This window comes from uncultured Odoribacter sp. (genome assembly GCF_937966165.1).
GTDB lineage: Bacteria > Bacteroidota > Bacteroidia > Bacteroidales > Marinifilaceae > Culturomica.
Genome location: NZ_CALCLB010000026.1, coordinates 31,519 through 50,661 on the forward strand (window position 1 = coordinate 31,519; position 19,143 = coordinate 50,661).

18 protein-coding genes are annotated in these 19,143 nt (G+C 39.3%); 13 read left to right on the forward strand and 5 right to left on the reverse strand.

What is annotated here, in order from left to right:
- Positions 1-42 precede the first annotated feature (42 nt).
- From Q0465_RS10780 to Q0465_RS10810, 7 genes are all read left to right on the forward strand, one after another.
- Positions 43-1,182, forward strand: coding sequence for an acyl-CoA dehydrogenase (locus Q0465_RS10780; protein ID WP_298616080.1), 1,140 nt, complete (start codon positions 43-45; stop codon positions 1,180-1,182).
- Positions 1,183-1,262: 80 nt separating this feature from the next.
- On the forward strand, positions 1,263-2,045 hold the full coding sequence (locus Q0465_RS10785; protein ID WP_298616082.1) for an electron transfer flavoprotein subunit beta/FixA family protein: 783 nt from the start codon (positions 1,263-1,265) through the stop codon (positions 2,043-2,045).
- Between the two features lie 72 nt (positions 2,046-2,117).
- Positions 2,118-3,113 carry an electron transfer flavoprotein subunit alpha/FixB family protein gene (locus tag Q0465_RS10790; RefSeq protein WP_298616085.1) on the forward strand — a complete coding sequence of 332 codons (996 nt, stop codon included), beginning with the start codon at positions 2,118-2,120 and terminating at the stop codon, positions 3,111-3,113.
- Positions 3,114-3,126: 13 nt separating this feature from the next.
- The gene (locus tag Q0465_RS10795) at positions 3,127-3,888 is read left to right on the forward strand and encodes an enoyl-CoA hydratase-related protein (protein WP_298616087.1); all 762 of its coding nucleotides are present in this window, start codon (positions 3,127-3,129) and stop codon (positions 3,886-3,888) included.
- A 53-nt stretch (positions 3,889-3,941) separates the two neighbouring features.
- The gene (locus Q0465_RS10800; protein ID WP_298616091.1) at positions 3,942-4,787 is read left to right on the forward strand and encodes a 3-hydroxybutyryl-CoA dehydrogenase; all 846 of its coding nucleotides are present in this window, start codon (positions 3,942-3,944) and stop codon (positions 4,785-4,787) included.
- A gap of 293 nt (positions 4,788-5,080) precedes the next feature.
- Entirely contained in the window at positions 5,081-5,953 is an 873-nt protein-coding gene (locus Q0465_RS10805) for a hypothetical protein (protein WP_298616093.1), read from the forward strand.
- 276 nt (positions 5,954-6,229) lie between these two features.
- On the forward strand, positions 6,230-7,186 hold the full coding sequence (locus Q0465_RS10810; RefSeq protein ID WP_298616121.1) for a prolyl oligopeptidase family serine peptidase: 957 nt from the start codon (positions 6,230-6,232) through the stop codon (positions 7,184-7,186).
- Between the two features lie 62 nt (positions 7,187-7,248).
- Here Q0465_RS10810 and Q0465_RS10815 read toward each other — a convergent pair whose 3' ends face one another.
- The 5 genes from Q0465_RS10815 to Q0465_RS10835 form a co-directional block, all read right to left on the reverse strand.
- Complete coding sequence (locus Q0465_RS10815) at positions 7,249-7,800, reverse strand: 2-oxoacid:acceptor oxidoreductase family protein (protein WP_298616094.1); 552 nt, start codon at positions 7,798-7,800, stop codon at positions 7,249-7,251.
- An 89-nt stretch (positions 7,801-7,889) separates the two neighbouring features.
- The gene (locus Q0465_RS10820; RefSeq protein WP_298616097.1) at positions 7,890-8,654 is read right to left on the reverse strand and encodes a thiamine pyrophosphate-dependent enzyme; all 765 of its coding nucleotides are present in this window, start codon (positions 8,652-8,654) and stop codon (positions 7,890-7,892) included.
- A 62-nt stretch (positions 8,655-8,716) separates the two neighbouring features.
- Complete coding sequence (locus Q0465_RS10825; protein WP_298616100.1) at positions 8,717-9,796, reverse strand: 3-methyl-2-oxobutanoate dehydrogenase subunit VorB; 1,080 nt, start codon at positions 9,794-9,796, stop codon at positions 8,717-8,719.
- Between the two features lie 18 nt (positions 9,797-9,814).
- The gene (locus tag Q0465_RS10830) at positions 9,815-10,042 is read right to left on the reverse strand and encodes a ferredoxin family protein (protein ID WP_298616102.1); all 228 of its coding nucleotides are present in this window, start codon (positions 10,040-10,042) and stop codon (positions 9,815-9,817) included.
- A 228-nt stretch (positions 10,043-10,270) separates the two neighbouring features.
- Entirely contained in the window at positions 10,271-11,584 is a 1,314-nt protein-coding gene (locus Q0465_RS10835; RefSeq protein ID WP_298616104.1) for a pyridoxal phosphate-dependent aminotransferase, read from the reverse strand.
- 268 nt (positions 11,585-11,852) lie between these two features.
- On the opposite strand from Q0465_RS10835, the gene Q0465_RS10840 reads away from it, so the two are divergent.
- The 6 genes from Q0465_RS10840 to Q0465_RS10865 all read left to right on the forward strand — a co-directional run.
- On the forward strand, positions 11,853-13,088 hold the full coding sequence (locus Q0465_RS10840; RefSeq protein WP_298616106.1) for an ABC transporter permease: 1,236 nt from the start codon (positions 11,853-11,855) through the stop codon (positions 13,086-13,088).
- Between the two features lie 24 nt (positions 13,089-13,112).
- On the forward strand, positions 13,113-13,856 hold the full coding sequence (locus tag Q0465_RS10845; RefSeq protein WP_298616108.1) for an energy transducer TonB: 744 nt from the start codon (positions 13,113-13,115) through the stop codon (positions 13,854-13,856).
- Between the two features lie 620 nt (positions 13,857-14,476).
- Complete coding sequence (locus Q0465_RS10850; RefSeq protein WP_298616110.1) at positions 14,477-15,907, forward strand: family 16 glycosylhydrolase; 1,431 nt, start codon at positions 14,477-14,479, stop codon at positions 15,905-15,907.
- On the forward strand, positions 15,904-16,596 hold the full coding sequence (locus Q0465_RS10855) for a ComF family protein (protein WP_298616112.1): 693 nt from the start codon (positions 15,904-15,906) through the stop codon (positions 16,594-16,596). The genes Q0465_RS10850 and Q0465_RS10855 overlap by 4 nt, the downstream gene beginning before the upstream one ends.
- Before the next feature lie 131 nt (positions 16,597-16,727).
- Positions 16,728-18,692, forward strand: a complete 1,965-nt coding sequence (locus Q0465_RS10860) for an Ig-like domain-containing protein (RefSeq protein WP_298616114.1) — start codon at positions 16,728-16,730, stop codon at positions 18,690-18,692.
- A 14-nt stretch (positions 18,693-18,706) separates the two neighbouring features.
- Positions 18,707-19,143: DUF3108 domain-containing protein (locus Q0465_RS10865; protein WP_298616116.1), on the forward strand; the 437-nt coding region annotated here is incomplete at its 3' end.

Consider the following 19,143-nt stretch of genomic DNA (forward strand, 5'->3'; position numbering starts at 1 on the left):
CTATTGAGTTCCTGGATTTTCAAATTTTTAAATAAACCGAATATGGATTTTTCATTATCGAAGACAGAAATATTATTCCGGCAAATGATACGGGATTTTGCCGAAAAGGAAGTAAAACCTTTAGCTGCGGAAGTAGATGAAGAGGAACGTTTTCCTATAGAGACAGTAGAAAAAATGGCCAAACTGGGTATTATGGGAATCCCGTTTCCTGTAGAATACGGAGGAGCTGGCGGGAATAATATTCTTTACACCATGGCTGTGGAGGAATTGTCAAGAGTATGTGCTACTACCGGAGTGATTGTATCGGCTCATACTTCTTTGTGTGCGGCCCCTATATATGAATTTGGTACAGAAGAACAGCGGAAAAAATATTTACCGAAGCTTTGTGCAGGAGAATGGATAGGGGCTTTCGGATTAACAGAGCCGAACGCGGGGACAGATGCTTCTGCTCAACAGACGATGGCTTTTGAAGAAGGGGATAATTATATATTGAACGGTTCAAAGATTTTTATTACAAATGCTGCTTATGCTCATGTTTATATCGTCATGGCAATGACTGATAAATCAAAAGGCACAAAGGGCATTTCAGCTTTTATTGTAGAACGGGATTTCCCCGGTTTTTCCATAGGAAAGAAAGAGAAAAAAATGGGTATACGGGGATCTGCTACCTGCGAATTGATCTTTGAGAACTGTATTGTGCCAAAGCAGAATTTGTTAGGAAAGATTGGAGAAGGTTTTAAGATAGCCATGAAGACCCTGGATGGAGGAAGAATCGGGATTGCTTCCCAGGCATTGGGGATTGCACAGGGAGCTATGGATGAAACAGTGAAATACGTAAAAGAACGTAAACAGTTCGGAAGGGCTATCGGACAGTTCCAGAATACACAGTTCCAACTGGCCGATTTACAGGCAAAAATTCAGGCAGCCCGTTTGCTGGTACGTATGGCTGCTTATAAAAAAGATCAGAAATTGTCTTATTCGGTAGATGCTGCTCAGGCGAAATTATTTGCTGCGGAAACGGCTATGGAAACAACGACGAAGGCGGTGCAATTCCACGGTGGCTACGGTTATACACGTGAATATCCGGTTGAACGCATGATGAGGGATGCAAAGATTACCGAAATATACGAAGGAACCTCTGAAGTACAACGGATGGTAATAGCAGCCGCTTTATTGAAATAAAGAAGGTTATAAAAAACATGGGCTTGTTTTTTTCACAGCGATAGAAAAATATTTTGAATAAACAGAAAATACAGATAAAGATGAAAATAGTTGTTTGCATCAAGCAAGTACCGGATACAACGGAGATTAAGCTGGATCCTGTTACGGGTACGTTGATTCGGGACGGAGTTCCCAGTATTATGAATCCGGACGATAAGGGTGGTTTGGAAATGGCTTTGCAATTAAAGGATAAATACGGAGCGGAAGTGACTGTCATCACAATGGGTCCCCCTCAGGCCGATGAAATTTTACGGGAAGCTTTTGCGATGGGGGTAGACCGGGCGATCCATCTGAGTGATAGAAAATTTGCCGGGGCGGATACGCTGGCAACTTCTAATGCAATTGCCGGGGCTTTACGGATGTTGGAATACGATCTGATTATTACCGGACGTCAGGCTATTGACGGAGATACGGCTCAGGTTGGACCCCAGATTGCCGAGCATTTGGATTTGCCTCAGGTGACTTATGTCGAAGATTTGAAATATGACGGAGAAAAAACGTTTACGATTAAGAAATCGACAGAAGAAGGTTATCAGGTCCTGCAGGTAGATGCTCCCTGTGTGGTAACGGTTTTAGCTACCGCTAATAAAGCCCGTTATATGTCCGTACGGGGAATTGTAGAGGCTTACTCCAAAGAAGTGGAAATTTGGAATTTCAGCAACGTTCGCGTGGATGAAAAGAAATTGGGTTTGAATGGTTCTCCTACCCGGGTATTTAAATCTTTTACCAAAGGGGTAAAAGCAGCCGGGAAGGTGTATGAAGTAGAGCCGGAAGAGGCTGCGGATATTATTGTGAGCAAATTGAAAGAAAAATTTATTATTTAATGGGTAGCGACCGGGAAAAAGAGCAAACAATATTTTTCAACGGTGTCGTTATATTTTTTAATTTTTAATAATATGGATAAATCTCAATATAAAGATGTCTACGTTTTTGTAGAGCAGCGGGAAGGTGTCATTCAACCGGTGGCCTTTGAACTTTTAGGGAAAGCACGGGAGCTTGCTGACAGGTTAAATCAAAAAGTAGTCGCCATTTTAGCAGGTTATGAAATTACCCCAAAGGCAGCGGATTTGATTGCGTACGGGGCGGATACCGTATTGTGCATAGATGCTCCGGAGTTGGTATATTATATTACGGAACCTTATGCTCAAGCTGTGACGAAAGTAGTACAGGAATATAAGCCGGCTGTTTTGTTATTGGGTGCTACAACTATTGGCCGTGATTTGGGGCCTCGTTTATCGGCTCGTTTGGAAACCGGATTGACGGCAGATTGTACGGGGTTGGATATTTCTGAGGAGGGGGATTTGATGATGACCCGTCCGGCTTTCGGAGGAAATCTGATGGCTACGATTCTTTGTAAAGAACATCGTCCCCAAATGTCTACCGTACGTCCGGGAGTGATGCGAATGGGGAAGAAAGACGATGCCCGTACGGGGAATGTAGAAAATGTAAAAGTGACTTTTGACCGTTCTAAATTTAAAGTGCGTATATTAGAGACGGTAAAAGAACAGAAAAATCTGATTGATATTACTGAGGCGAAAGTGCTCGTATCCGGAGGCCGCGGGGTGGGGAATACCGAAGGGTTTAGGATGCTGGAGAAATTAGCCGGTGTGATCGGTGCTGAAGTTTCTTCTTCCCGTGCAATGGTAGACGCAGGAGTAATGCCTCACAACAGACAGGTCGGACAGACAGGAAAAACGGTACGTCCGGATGTCTATTTTGCATTGGGTATTTCCGGAGCGATACAGCATTTGGCAGGTATGGAAGAATCAGATTTTATTATCGCTATCAATAAAGATAAATATGCCCCTATTTTTAATGTAGCTGATTTGGGGATTGTAGGGGATGTCAGCAAAATAGTTCCTTTATTGACAGAAAAATTACGCCGCCAATAGAAACAGAGAGAAAATGGAATATAAATATATTTTGCAAGAGAGACAAGGACCTGTATGTTTGCTGACCCTCAATCATCCGGAGACATTGAATGCTTTAAATTCTGCCTTATTGAAAGAATTGGGAAATGTTTTCGATGAGCTGGAAGCCGACAAAACGATCACTGTGGTTATTCTTACAGGTGCGGGGCGTTCTTTTGTGGCCGGAGCTGATATTTCAGAAATGAGTAATTTGAATGCAGAGGAGGGAAGGACTTTCGGTTATTTGGGAGCTTCAGTGTTCCGTAAAATTGAATTGTCTGAAAAAATTGTCATAGCAGCTGTGAATGGCTATGCTTTAGGTGGGGGATGTGAACTGGCAATGGCTTGTGATATCCGGATCGCTTCTGTTAAGGCTAAATTTGCGCAGCCGGAAGTAGGCTTGGGTATTATACCCGGCTTTTCCGGTACTCAGCGCTTGCCTCGTTTAGTCGGTTTGGGAAAAGCAAAAGAATTAATTTATACAGGGACACCTATCGATGGGACAGAGGCTTTCCGGATCGGTTTAGTAAATAAAGTGACGGAACCCGATCAATTAATGCCGGAAGCGAAAGCAATGGCATCGGTGATTGCTTCCCGTCCGCCTCTGGCTTTAAAATACGCCAAGGAAGCAATTAACAGAGGAATTGAGACCGATATCGATACCGGTATAGCTTTTGAAAATATTTATTTCGGGCTCTGTTTTGCGACAACAGAACAAAAGCTTCAGATGAAGGCTTTTTTAGAAAAGAAAAAATAATAAAGTTCAATAGGGAGGACATTAGTGGTTCACCGCTTTTAAACCGTAAGCTTATGAAAATATGTGTAATTGGTACAGGTACAATGGGTAACGGAGTTGCCCAGGTTTTTGCTCAGGCAGGTTTTGAGGTTTTACTAAAAGGGCGTTCAGAGGCTTCTTTGGCAAAAGCTCATAAAGCAATGGAAAAAAATCTTTCCCGTATGGTTGAAAAGGGAAAAATGGAAGCAACTGAAAAGGAGAAAATTTTGGGAGCTATCACCGATACAATGTCGTATGAAGATTGCCGGGATGCTGATTTGGTTGTGGAAGCCGTAGCGGAGGATATGGGAATTAAATGTGAAATCTTCACATTACTGGATCGTATTTGCAAGCCGGAAGCCATTCTGGCCACGAATACTTCTTCTTTGTCTGTGACTCAGGTGGCTGCTGTGACTTCCCGTCCGGATAAGGTGATAGGCATGCATTTCTTTAATCCCGTGCCTGCCATGAAGTTGGTGGAAGTGATCCGGGGACAGCTTACTGCACCCGAAGTTCACGATCAGGTGATCGGAATCGCTAAGAAATTGGATAAAGTGCCTGTAAGCGTCAACGAAGCCCCGGGATTCGTTGCCAACCGGATTTTGATCCCCATGATTAACGAAGGGATTGGAATTCTGGCTGACGGAGTGGCCTCTAAAGAAGAAATTGATGAAGCTATGAAATTGGGAGCTAACCATCCGATGGGGCCATTGGCCTTGGCCGATCTGATCGGTTTGGATGTTTGTTTAGCTATTATGGAGGTGCTCTATCAGGAATTCGGTGATTCCAAATATCGTCCGCATCCTCTTTTACGAAAGATGGTACGGGCTAATTTGCTGGGGCGGAAGACCGGAATCGGTTTTTATGATTACCGGAAATAGGATCTGTTCATAAGTAAATTTTTCTGCTACTTTTCGAAATAAAGATAAAATTTAGGATATTGTCTTGGATTTTAGCTTTCAGGGAAGAAAAGTAGCAGGTTTTTTTATGGGGAATAATTCCCCAGTAAGGAGAATCAGAAGTCCCCAATTTCCCCAATTAAAAAACTATAATATTTTTTAAAAAATTGATTTATAGGTTTTTAGTTTTTTGTGCCAAATTCGGTATACAAATTGATTAATTAAAAGTAAAGCACAAGTTCGCATTTTTTAATTAACACTTAAAATTGACAATTATGAAAAAGAGTATTTTTTGGATAGGGAGTATAAGCGTCCTATTCTTATTCGGAAGTTGCGTGGAAAGTTCACAGAAATATAAGTCACTACAATCACAGATGGATTCCTTGCAAATGGCTTATAACAGTCAGACTACTGAAATGGAAGGTTTGTTTGCCGATTTAAATGATATTTCAGCGGGTATGCAGTCTATCCGGGAGGCAGAAAAATTGTTGACAATTGAATCGGGAGAAAAAACGAATAATAAAACGAAAAAGCAAGTAGCACAGTTGAAAAATGATATTCAGGCTGTTTCAGAAGCAATTGAAAATTACAAAACGCAGATTCAGAAATTGGAAGGCAAAAATCGGCGTCAGTCTGCTGAATTCAAAAAATTAATTGAGAACCTGAAAGGAGAACTGGAAGAAAAAACACAGAAAATTAATGAAATCAATTCCCAGTTGGCAGAGTCTCAAAAACAATTGGCTGTAAAGGAAGGACAAATTACAGAATTGAATAAAAATGTAGAAAATTTAAATCAGGAAAAAGCCAGTCAGAAAATGACGATTACCGAACAAGACATGGCTATTCATGAAGGGCATTATCTGGTGGGTACCCGGAAATTACTGAAAGAAGCTGAAGTCATCAGCCGTCAGGGATTGTTCTGTCCGCCGATTGTTTCTGCCCAGGTGGAGAAAGCTCCCTTTGAAAATATTGATATCAGAGAAGTAAAATCCATTCCTCTAAATTCCAAAAAAGCAAAAGTATTGTCTGTTCATCCGCAAGAGTCTTACGCTTTGGAAGCTGGTGAAGATGGCATGCTGAGTTTGACAGTAAAAGATGAGAATGCCTTCTGGAAACAAACTAAATATCTGGTTGTAATGATAAATTAGAATAAGTAATACGGGAAATTAATTTCCGGTTCTCTGAGGGATACAGCTGTCAGAGAACCGGAATTTTTTTTAGAAGAGGTCTTATGCTTATTTTTCTTTAAAAGAATTTAATTTTTATATTTGTAAATTGTCTTATTAAAATGTATGCGTATGAAATATGCAGGATATATCTGTGGTATTTGCGTTTTCTTATTAGCGGGTTTATTGCCGGCCTTTGCCCAGCAGGAAAATGAAATTTTTAAACAATTGAAAGAATTGCAGAAGTCCAATGAGGGTATGCGGCATTCTTTTGATGAAGTGATGAAAAAGGTGGATGATGTATTGTGGTTTGAAAAAGTAGGGGATGTAGCCTTTATCGATAAAGTTTATTTATGTGGGCCTCCTAAAGCCAATAAGCCCAATCCGACTGCCATGGGTGCGGATAATCCCTTGAAATTCTGGTCGTATGTATTTATACCTAAAAGCATAGATCCTTCGAAAAAATATCCTCTGATTGTATTTGCCCACAGTGGGGTCCATTCTGATTTTACCACTTATTATGCGCATATAATACGGGAACTGATGGCTCAGGAGTATATTGTTGTGGCCGCGGAATATCGGGGAAGTACGGGATATGGGAATAGTTATTATCAGAATATTGATTATGGGGGCCTGGAAAACCAGGATGTGTATGCAAGCCGGAATTATATGGTAGAAAATTACAGTTGTGTGGATAAAGAACGTATCGGGATCATGGGATGGAGTCACGGAGGGATGATTACGCTGATGAATTTATGTACTTATCCGGGTGAGTATAAATGTGGTTTTGCCGGTGTTCCGGTATGCGATGTCATTGCACGCATGGGGTATGCTACGGACCATTACCGGAAAATTTTTTCTGATCATATTGGAAAGACTGCGCGGGATAATATGGCGGAATATAAAAGGCGTTCTCCTGTCTGGAATGCGGAGAAGCTGAAAGACCCCGTGTTAATCCATACCAATACTTCAGATGATGATGTAAATGTAGTCGAGGTGGAACACATGATACGGGCTTTAAAAGCTTCCGGGAAAAAGTTCGATTACCAGATTTTTCAGGAAGCTCCCGGTGGGCATTCTTTTGACCGGATAGATACCAGAAAAGCTACGGAGATCCGGTATTCGATTTATAAATACCTGGAAAAGTATTTAAAACCTTCCCGTCCGTTTAAATCTCAACGGGAAATGCGAAAGGCTGCCTACCGTTTTAATTAAAAGGATATGAAAAAAGAGTGGCTGAAATTTCCCGCCACTCTTTTTCGTAAGGTAAGAGAAGTTTATAGTTGATTAGCTGTTTCTATATGTTCCATTCCCGTTTGTATGGCTTCAATGTTCATAGGGATTAAGTTGTGATGCCTTGCCGGTAATGATTTTTGTAATCCTTTTTCTACATTTTCAATTTTTACAATGGGCTTTACTTTTAAGAATCCCCCTAAAATAATCATATTAAAAATTTTAGGATTACCGCTTTCTGCAGCTAATCGTGCGCCTTCAATCCGATAGATATTGATATCCTTCCGGGTCGGATGGTGAGTAATACCATTCGGGTCGTAGATCAGTGTCCCGCCTGGTTTAACCTGGGGCTCAAATTTATCCATAGATTGCTGGTTTAGGATAATGGCGGTGTCAAAACGGGTCAATACAGGAGAACTAATGCGTTCGTCACTGATAATTACTGTGACATTGGCTGTACCTCCACGCATTTCCGGTCCGTAGGAAGGCATCCAGGAAACTTCCTGATCTTGCATAATTCCGGAATAGGCAAGGATTTTTCCCATAGATAGTACTCCTTGTCCTCCGAAGCCTGCTATAATAATTTCTTCTGTCATATACTTAAATTTATAAGGTTTTTGAAGTCAATAAAGCACTGAAAGGAGAAAGCTGTTTACTGCTTTCCACCTTTTGACTTTATAAACGATCAGATATCTTTGATATCTCCTAACGGATATTTTTTAAACATATTATCACGCATCCACTTGTTAGCTTCTACCGGATTAACTTTCCAGCCGGAATTACAGGTACTCACTACTTCTACAAAAGAGGTTCCTTTTTGCAGACGGGTATTTTGAAAAGCTTTTTTGATTGCATTTTTAGCTTTTCTTACGGCTCCCGGGGTATCTGCACTTTGACGGGTGACATAACAAGTTCCGTCCAGTTGGGCAATCAGTTCTGTAATCTTCATGGGGAAACCGTTCAGTTTGGCATCCCGTCCGTAAGGAGTGGTTGCCGTAACCTGTCCCAATAAAGTGGTAGGAGCCATTTGACCGCCGGTCATACCATAAATAGCATTGTTGATAAAAATGACTACGATATTTTCTCCCCGGTTACAGGCATGCATGATTTCTCCGCATCCGATAGAGGCAAGGTCCCCGTCCCCCTGATAAGTGAAAACATATTTTTCCGGATGTAAACGGCTGATTCCGGTTGCAACAGCCGGAGCCCGTCCGTGAGCAGCTTCTGCCCAGTCGATGTCGATATAGTTATAGGCAAATACACTACAACCTACCGGGGATACACCTATGGTTAATTCCTGTATACCCAGTTCTTCAATAACTTCGGCGACTAATTTATGAACTACCCCATGCGTACATCCCGGACAGTAGTGCATCACATTGTCGGTCAGAAGAGAACTCTTTTCATATACAAGGTTCTCTGGTTTTATGATGTCTTGAATATCAATCATAGAATTAAAATTTAAAATTTCAAATTGTAAACTATTGCGAAAGTGTTTTGAAAACCTGTAATTTACAATTCAAAATTGTTTTTAAGCGCTTCAACAATTTCTTCGGGAGTCGGCACAACTCCACCCATTCTTCCGTAATGTTCTACTTTTACACGACCGTTTACAGCCAGACGAACGTCTTCCACCATTTGTCCGGCACTCATTTCTACTGCCAGCATGCCCTTCACTTGTCCGCTCATTTCAGCAATCGCCTTAGTGGGGAAAGGATAGAGGGTGATGGGACGCAATAACCCGACTTTTATACCTGCTTCACGGGCTAATTCGATAGATTTTTGACAAATACGGGCAGCTGAACCATAAGCAATAATCAGATAGTCTGCATCTTCGCATAAGATTTTTTCAAAACGGACTTCATTGGCTTCAATCTTTCTGTATTTCGCCTGTAGTTTATTATTAAAATCTTCCTGACGATGTGCATCCAATTCCAAAGAAGTGATAATGTGCCGTTCTCTGCCTTTTTTACCGGTCAATGCCCAGCTGCCTGAAATTTTTTCAATTTCTTCTTCTGTCCATCTCGGTTTATAAGGGGATAATTGTACTTTTTCCATCATCTGTCCGATGACTCCATCCGCTAAAATCATGGCCGGATTCCGGTATTTAAAAGCGAGTTCAAATCCTAAATCTACAAAATCATTCATTTCTTGTACAGAAGCCGGAGCCAATACGATCAAATGATAATCTCCATGTCCCCCTCCCTTTGTGGCTTGGAAATAGTCACTTTGAGCGGGTTGTATCGTTCCTAAACCAGGACCTCCTCTTACCACGTCAACAACGAGGCAAGGTAACTCAGCGCCTGCAATATAAGTCAGTCCTTCTTGCTTCAGACTGATACCAGGGCTGGAAGATGAGGTCATTACTTTTTTCCCACAGCTTGCTCCGCCATATACCATATTTATAGCGGCTAATTCACTTTCTGCTTGTAAAACGACCATTCCGGTCTCTTCCCACGGCTTACGCGCCATGAGCGTTTCCATAACTTCCGATTGCGGGGTAATGGGGTAACCAAAATAACCATCACAACCACATCTGATAGCTGCTTCGGCAATTACTTCATTACCTTTCATTAATTTTACTTCTGCCATTTCCGGTAGTTTTTATTTTTATTCTACATTCATTTTATATACACTGATGACGGAATCGGGACATACCAGACCGCAACTGGCGCAACCAATACATGCTTCCGGATTCTTCATATAGGCATAATGATAGCCTTTGCCGTTTACATTGGGGTTGAGATCAATTACTTTCGTCGGGCACGCTACGACGCATAAACCGCATCCTTTGCATTTTTCGTTGTCCACAACGATTGCTCCTCTGAATTTTGCCATATCTTAAAAAGTTATAAATTATAATAATACTTTTCCCTTTTTATTAGTTATTGTAACTAATTACGGGGTATAAAATTACATTTTTAAATCAATTGTACAAAAAATGAAAGCTTTTATTTGTTTCGAAAACGAATATTTGCACACGATAAGTAAGGATGTGCAAGTCACCCTTCCCTTTTTGTATAATTGCTATTTTGTATCCTCTTCTTTGTCCTTTCCGGAGAAAGTTTAGTACCCATGATCTCTTTTGAACCGGTCCAACCGTTCTTTTAGTAGTTCCATTTTATCCAGACTTACCTGAGATACACAAGCCCTCAGGCCTTCTCGCTTGCTGCCGCAGCCTTTTAAAGGAAGAGAGGAAATGCCATAATAAAGTAATTCTTTCGCCAATTCCCCTCCTTTCATACCCGGATAACCAATGGTAAAATAAAAACCGTCACCGATTTGCTCTTCTCCGTCTTTATCGTAGACAATTTCAAATCCGGCTTCCCGGAAAAGCGTTTTCATAATATGTGCTCTCTGTCCGTATTCCCTGACCTCTTTTAAAATATCCAGCTGTCCTTCATTAGCTGCTTTTAATATGGCTGCAACTGCATATTGAGGGGAATGTGCTGTTCCGGACGTTTGAGTATAAATTAATTTGTATACCAAAGTATAACCCAATTCTTCCGATTTATACCGTTTTTTTAAATGCGGGTATTTCTTAGCATACAATGTATCTGACACACATAAAAGTCCTAAGCGTTGTCCGGCATAGCTGAAGAGCTTCGAACTGGAGATCATCAGGATGTAATTATCGGTGTATCTGGCTACAGTCGGCTGAAAAGGAGCAACGCCCGGATGGGACAAGTCCTTCCGGAAATCCATGGCAAAATAAGCTAAGTCTTCCAGAACGATGATGTTGTACTTATTGGCTAATTCACCAATAATTTGTAATTCTGCTTCATTCAGACAAATCCAGGCCGGATTATTGGGATTACTGTAAACGATTGCGCAGATATTCCCTTTTGTCAGATATTCTTCCAGTTTAGCACGTAATTTTTCTCCCCTGAATTCAAAAATATCAAATGTTTCATAAGGTTTTCCGATTACTTCCAACTGTGTTTTCTGTACAGAAAATCCGGGATCGATAAAAAGTACGGTATCTTGTCCTTCGTTGCACTCTGTCAGCGCCATAAAAGCAGTATAGGAAGCTTGCATCGCTCCTACGGTCGGAATAATGTGGGCTGGCTGTATACGGATGTCTATAAAATTCTGTATAAAACGGGCAGCTTCTTCCGACAGGGAAGGATAACCTTCCAACATCGGGTAGAATTGTGCCACACCTAGCTTTAATGCTTCAATTTCAGCTTCTGTGCCTATACGGGAAGGAGGAAGACCCGGAACCCCCATTTCCATACGGATAAAAGAATACCCGCTTGCTTTTTCTAAAAGATTGGCTACTTTTACTACATCACGGATAGAAGCATCTTGCATATCGTGTATAGCCGACTCTGACAATTTAGTTTCTAAGAGTTGCTGATCAATAATATTGTTTTGCATGGTTTTAACGATAGTTACTTACATTTTGAAACAATATTAGATAAATTTCTTGAAAAAACATAGTGATTTGCGCATTTTAATTTTAAATAATTAAAATAGGTGTATAAATCTAAAGAAAGCTGGCCGGATTTCTAAAGTTTTATTTTTTACTTCTTAGTTTTTCCTTTAATTTTGTACAGGCAATGTATATCCGTTTTGAAAAAGTCTTGTAAACAGACATCGTTTACGAATCATAGATACGGTGCCAAAAATTATTAAAAATTAGCGAGTGAATTTGGAATTGTTTATAGCCCGGAGATTGTTGAGCGGCCGTGAGAAAAATGCGGTGTCTGTGCCTATTATCCGAATCGCTTTGGTGGGAGTTGCTTTGGGTGTTTGTATTATGTTGCTTTCCATTTTTATTATCACTGGCTTTAAACAAGAGATTACGAATAAACTGACCGGATTTTCAGCGCATTTAGATATCGGATCTTATGGAAGTGTCGGTTCTTATACTGCTGAGAAAATACAGCCGTCTGACACTTTGTTGCAGTCCATTCAGGATTTGCCGGAAGTAAAAGATCTTTATGTATATGTGACGAAACCGGCGATTCTGAAGAGTAAACAGGAGATACACGGAGTTGTATTGCATGGAGTAGATTCCACCTATACGGAAGATTTTTTTGTCAATAATTTAAAAGAGGGAGAATTTCCGGATTTTCACACCGTTTCTCCGTCTAATGAAATATTACTTTCTTCTCTTATTGCGGATTATTTGAATCTGAAAGTAGGGGATAAAGTGACGGCACATTTTGTACAGGACCCTCCCAGGGCCAGGGTTTTTATTATTAAGGGGATATATGATACTGGTTTTAATGAATATGATGGGGTGTTTGTATTGTGTGATATCCGGCATTTACAACGCTTAAACGGATGGAGTGCCAAAGAGGTGTCCGGGATATCCATAGAATTGAAGAATATGGATTTATTACCTATAGCGGAACAGAAAATAGATGAACGGATACCTTGGGAAAATACGGATACCTTTTACAAGGTAACCACTATTTATGATAGTATGCCCCAATTATTCGAATGGTTGGATTTGCTGAATACCAATGTGTGGATTATTTTAATTCTTTTAGTAGTGGTTGCCGGTTTTAATATGGTGTCCGGATTATTAATTTTGATATTAGACAAAACGTCTCTGATTGGGATATTGAAAGCATTGGGATATAAGGATATTAGTTTGAGAAAGTTATTTCTGTACCTAGCTGTGGGGTTAATTGGTAAAGGAATGCTTTGGGGAAATGGCTTAGCTTTTCTGATTGCTGGAATACAGAAGTATTTTCAACTCGTACATTTAGATCCGGCGAATTATTATATGGATACAGTGCCTGTTTATTTTAATATAGGGTATGTGATTTTGCTGAATTTAGGTGTGTTGATCATCTCGATAAGCATGTTGATCGTGCCGACTATGTTGATTTCGAAAATCAAGCCCATAAAAGCCATCCGTTTTGAATAGACGTAATTTTTATATAAAAAGCAGATGAAACTTCAGGATTATATCAAACATAATTTTTATGCTCATAAAACAGGTATTATGGGTACCTTGATTTTTCACCTGCTATTGGCCATTTTTTTATTGAGTATAGGAATTTCTCAAATGAAAATGTCTCAGGATACTGAAATAGAACTTATTTCTCCCCCGGAAGAAGAAATAAAAAAAATACTGGAAGAAAAGCAGCGGCAGGAAGAAATAAGAAAAAAAACTTCCATTGAAGAAGTGGAACAAATGCTACGTTCTATTGCTGTAAATGAGAATGTAAAAAAAGACAACCGGTCCTCACAGATTCAGAAATATATAGAAGAGATAAGAGAAGAATTGGAAAATGAAGAATATTCCGGTCGTTATGGTAAAAAAAGAGATAAACACTACCAACAGGATAGCCTTCGTCACCAACGGGATAAAAGTGAACAGATATTAGATTCTTTAAAATCCACTTTTTATTCAGGGGCAAGCAGTGTTTCCTATAATTTGAAAAATCGCTATGCCCTTTTTTTACCCATACCTGTATTTAAATGCGAATTCGGAGGAAAAGTGGTGGTCAATATTGCTGTGAACCGGAAAGGAATTGTACAACGGGCGGAGGTGGTCCGGGAATTATCGGAACAAGACGATTGCCTTTATGAGGTTGCTGTAGATGCAGCTTTACGTTCTAAATTCAATGAACGGCCGGATGCCGTTTTGCTTCAGGCCGGTACGATTACTTACCATTTCGTTAAACAATAGTCCGGCTATAAAATTAGTGGTTTGCAATGGTATAGTAAAATGGCAGAATATTGAATTGGGTTTATGCTCCAAAGTTTGAATGCCTGATAAAAACAGACAAAGGAGATTCATTTCCTTTTTGACGGAAAAAGTTTATTGCTGTTGTTCGCTGAAAAGTCAGAATTTTTTACCCTTAATTCGGTAAATCGCATTTCAGTTTTCTTTTAGTTGTATAAAGTAAGCATGGAGTTAGCGGTGAATACATAAAAAAGACAGCAGTTTCCCTTCTGATTTTTGTCATCCTTCTCATAAGGTTTATATAATATTGTTTTTATTTAATTTATTTTACTAAATTTGGTAGATTTTATATCTATTAAGTTAACAATATTATATTGTAAAAAAATTAAATTTTGATAAGTTTATAAGAAATAATGAAATTTTAGATATTAAATATAAAATTATTGTATTAACTTTGTTATATTGATTTACGTCTCTCTGGACGAATTTTTGTGTGTTATAAAAATTACAGAAATTAATTAGGGTATTTACTATTTTGAGTTAAGCTGCATGGTAGATGAAAAGATCGTAATGCCGTTTGAAATAAGTGAGACTCGTATTGTAGTATATATGCAATCGGTATTATGAGTATATGTTTAAATAATAAAAAAATTCGTAGTACACGGGAAGCTGAAATTCAACGAAATGTATTTCAGGATGATTTTAGTGTTTATTCCCGAATGAAGGAAAGCACAGATTTAAGGCGTTATTGCGAGCTAGAAGGGTATGTAAATAATATAGATTTTCGGGAGAGGCGTAAAAAGATAGAACATTTGATCTATCGGGAAAGTGAGAGTTACCAATTGGAAAAAAAGTACAAGAGCTTGCTTAAATCGCCTCAACTCCGGGCTTATTATTTAGTTGACAAATCTGCAGAATTAAAGAATTATTTGAAAATCAAACAATCTAAAATATATATCCGCTATGCAGAGTTGCGGGATAGGGTGCGCAGGGGAAATCTGACCAGAAGATCCTGTCCGCAGGAATACGCAGAATATAAAGAATTAGAAAAACGAGAAGTATTAAAAGAAGCGATTACTTTGGAAGGGAAGCGTAAATTTGTCTATTATCTTAAAATTAAAGACAGTGGTTTACCGGATGAATTCGAAAAATTGAAAACTTATATAGAGTCTGAAAAATTCAGACAGGAAAAACGTTTTTTATTAGACAGAAATAGATATAAGTCGACGGAAGATTATAAATTATGGTGCGAATATGAGCTTTTAAAGAACCGCCCCGATATTATACGGTATTTTTTGCTGAGTACGGACGAATGTTTTCAGAATATGTGCCAATGGAATATAGTATTTGAAGACAATTTTACCCGTAAGGAATGGGATCGGAAAAAGTGGTCCGTTTCTGAAAAGGGAATTCGGAATATTTCTGTTAAAGAATTTGAGAATGGAAATGAAATACAATTATATACAGAAAAAAATTTAGAATTTACAGATAATTCTGTAGTATTGAATTTCCGCAATGAGGCTGTCGGAGGATATTATAGAAATGAAAAGGGGGAAATCAGCAAGAATAAATATACTTGTACTGCAGCCCGTTTGAGCTCAGCTTCTTCTTTTTGCCAGTGTTACGGGAAATTTGAAGCAAAAATAAGATTGACAAATTTTTCTGTTGAACAGTGTTTTGAGTTGAGAAGCGAGTCAGGCCTGCCCCGCATCGAAATTATGAAAGGGTGTAAGGAGGGTATTTATATGGGAAATGTGCCTGCTTCAGGAAAAGGTAAAAAAAATACGCTGCAATTATTGAGCGGTTTAAAGTATACGGAAGACTTTTATATTTTTTCATTGGAATGGACTCCTGAAAAAATGGTATGGAAAATAAACGATGCCGTTGTTAAAGAAGTGATAAAAGACATTCCGGCCGTACCTATGTATGTCGTTTTCAGTATCGGATCAGATGAAAGACAGTCAATTGATAATACGACTGCTCAGATGGAAATTGCGTGGATAAAATGCTATGAAATGAAAAGAGAAAACCGTGAGGTTGAAAATTTAAAATGAAAATCAAAACGGCTTTTGGATCTGCACTGGCCGATTTATTTTTTCCCCGTTTGTGTGTGGTTTGCGGATGTGGTTTGGTAAGAGGGGAGGTGTATATTTGTTCTTCTTGTCTGGCTGATTTCCCGTTTACAGATTCATCTTATCAGACAGAAACAGCTGTTTGGGAGACTTTTGAAGGAGCCTGCCGCCCGGAAAAGATCTATTCTCTGTTTTATTATAATAAATATAGTAATTACCGGAAGTTAGTATATGCCTTAAAATACCGTTCTGGAAAAAAGTTAGGCATCTATCTGGGAGAAATGTTAGGGGAGAAAATTGGTAATCAGACGGATATACAGGGAATTATCCCTATTCCCCTGCATCCGAAAAGAGAACGGAAAAGAGGATATAATCAGTCTTTACAAATAGCTCTGGGGATTTCAGCTGTTTTGGATGTTCCCGTTTATGACCGGGTTATCATCCGGATACGGAACACTGTTTCTCAAACCGGAATGAATCCGGCGGAACGGCAAAAAAACGTAATAAATATTTTTGCTCTGAAAGATAAGACTTTGATTCAGGGAAAACACTTGCTGATTGTAGATGACGTCATTACTACGGGAGCAACTATGCATTCCTGTGTTACGACTTTGGCGGAGGCTGGAAATGTCCGTTTTAGTTTGGGATGTCTGGGGCGGACATGGCTCTGAAGGAGAAGATTTTCTTTTCTTTATTTCTTTGTTTTTTTGAATCTATAACTTTATAATTTCGTAACCCTTAATACTGACATTTTTTTTTAACTTTGTTGATTCAATGGTTGTTTGAAATAAGAAGGAGATATATGAATAGGAACAGTTATCGTTCGGTCTGTCTGGTTTGCCTGGGAGCATTATTTATCAGTATAATATTACATTCTTGTGCCAATAAAGGTTATCCGGAAGGAGGACCGAAAGATACTACTCCGCCAAAGGTTATTGCAGAAGTTCCGGCTTCTTTTAGTAAGGATTTTAAGAAGAAAAGTGTCAATATCTATTTTGATGAATTTGTACAATTAAAGAATATTCAGGAAAAATTCATTATTTCTCCTCCCATGGCAAAAAAACCGCAGGTCCGGTTGAGAGCTAAATATATTATAGTGGAATTGGGAGATTCTTTGCGTCCGAATACTACCTATAGTTTAGATTTTGCCGATGCTATTGTAGACAATAATGAAGGGAATCCTTTGGGCTATTACCGGTATGTATTTTCGACGGGAAATACGCTTGATACCTTAGAATTAAGTGGAAATGTGGTAGACGCCCAGACAAATGAGCCGGTAATCGGTTCATATGTTTTTCTTTATTCGGATCCTCGGGATTCGCTACCTCTCCTACAAATACCGGATTATCTTGCCCGTACTGACAGCTCCGGTTTTTTCCGTTTGACAAATTTGAAGGAAGCGGATTATAAAGTATTGGCAGTTATGGATGATAACCGGGATATGAAATATACACCGGAAGCAGAGCAGTTTGCTTTCTTGGATAGTCTGGTTCGTCCGGTTGTCATGCCTGTTACGCGGGTGGATACGCTGGGAGGGGATTCTCTGGTCGTGAGGTCTTACAATGCTTTCGGACCGAATAATTTGTATTTGCGGATGTTTAAGGAGAAATTGACACAACTGTATATGACGGATAATAACCGGAAACAACGGGAATTGCTGTATTTTACATTCAGTATCCCGGGGGAAAATGATTTTAGTCTGGAATTGATGGATACCGTCGTGACGGATAAATGGTATTTTCCGGAAGTTTCGCCCGGTAGGGATACGATCCGGCTTTGGATAAAGGATTCTACAATTTATAAACGGGATACATTAAAACTGCAGTTGTCCTATCTGAGAACGGATAGTACGGGAATGTTTGTAAATCGCCTGGATACTGTAAAACTGGTGTATACGGATAAGGATAAAGGTAAAAATTCCAGACGGAAGAAAAAGAAAGAAGAAGAAAAGCCGAAAATTGAATTTTTACAGGTCAATGTCGGTGTTGAACAGGACCATGATTTGAATAAAGGAATTACCCTGGAATTTGATCGTCCTGTGACAATGGATATCAGGGAACACATCCTGCTGGCGGAAAAAGTGGATACTGTTTATCAACCTACAGATTTTACCTTCCGGCAAGACAGTACACAGATCCGTCGGTTTTATTTAGAAAAGACTTGGGAACCGGAAAAAGAATATGAGCTCACAATTGATTCTGCAGCCATTTCAGATATATACGGTCATATCAATGAACGGGTAGAAAAGAAATTTAAGATTCGGGCTTACGAAACGTATGGAAAGTTAATGGTGACTTTAAAAGGAGTACATGGACAAGTAATATTACAATTATATAAACCAGATAGTAAAAAAGATGAAAATGGGCAGAAAACATTTAACGTTTTAGATCAAAAAATCGTAGATAAGGACAGTAAAATTACGTTTGATTATTTACGCGAAGGCAAGTATAAGTTAAGGGCTATTCTGGATGCTAACGGGAATGGGGAATGGGATACCGGACTTTATCTGAAAGGTATTCAACCGGAAGAAGTCCGCTATTTACCAATAGAAATTAATGTAAAACAAAATTTTGATGTAGAACAGGAATTTGATTTGAATAGCTCCTACCGGGGTGGAGAAGGAAAAGCGAAGGAAGAAGACAAAAAGCCGGGGCGGAAAGACCGTTCAGGCGGGGGAGCCCAGAAGGCCATACGGGAAGACGATACTAATAGACAAAGAAATTCGCTGAAGAATCGTAATTCGCAGTCTGCAAGAGTTCAAGATTAATAGAAAAACGGGAAATGAAAAAACTGATTTTTATAACACTCATTTTATATATGATTATGCCCGTCCGGGCACAGCAAAAACCTGCTCCTATCGAAGAACTCGTATATAGTGGATATTACAACTGGGGAATATTCTGGATGAGGGCCGGAACAGTAAAATTTACGGTTTCTCCCTCGGAGAAGTATACGGGAGCTATAGAGTTGGAAGCTATTGGCACCTCTCTGCCTTCCTGGGACTGGGTTTTTAAACTGAGGGATACCTTGACTTCACATTTTAATCCGGATGACTTTTTACCTTATGAATTTTCCCGGAAAGCCCATGAGGGGAATTACCATAAAACATTTGATTATATTGTGGATTACGATAGTTTAAAGGTGTATGGGGAAACACATAAGATCGGGAAATATTTCCGGAAAGATACAATCCCGTTACAGCCTTTAACTTATGATAT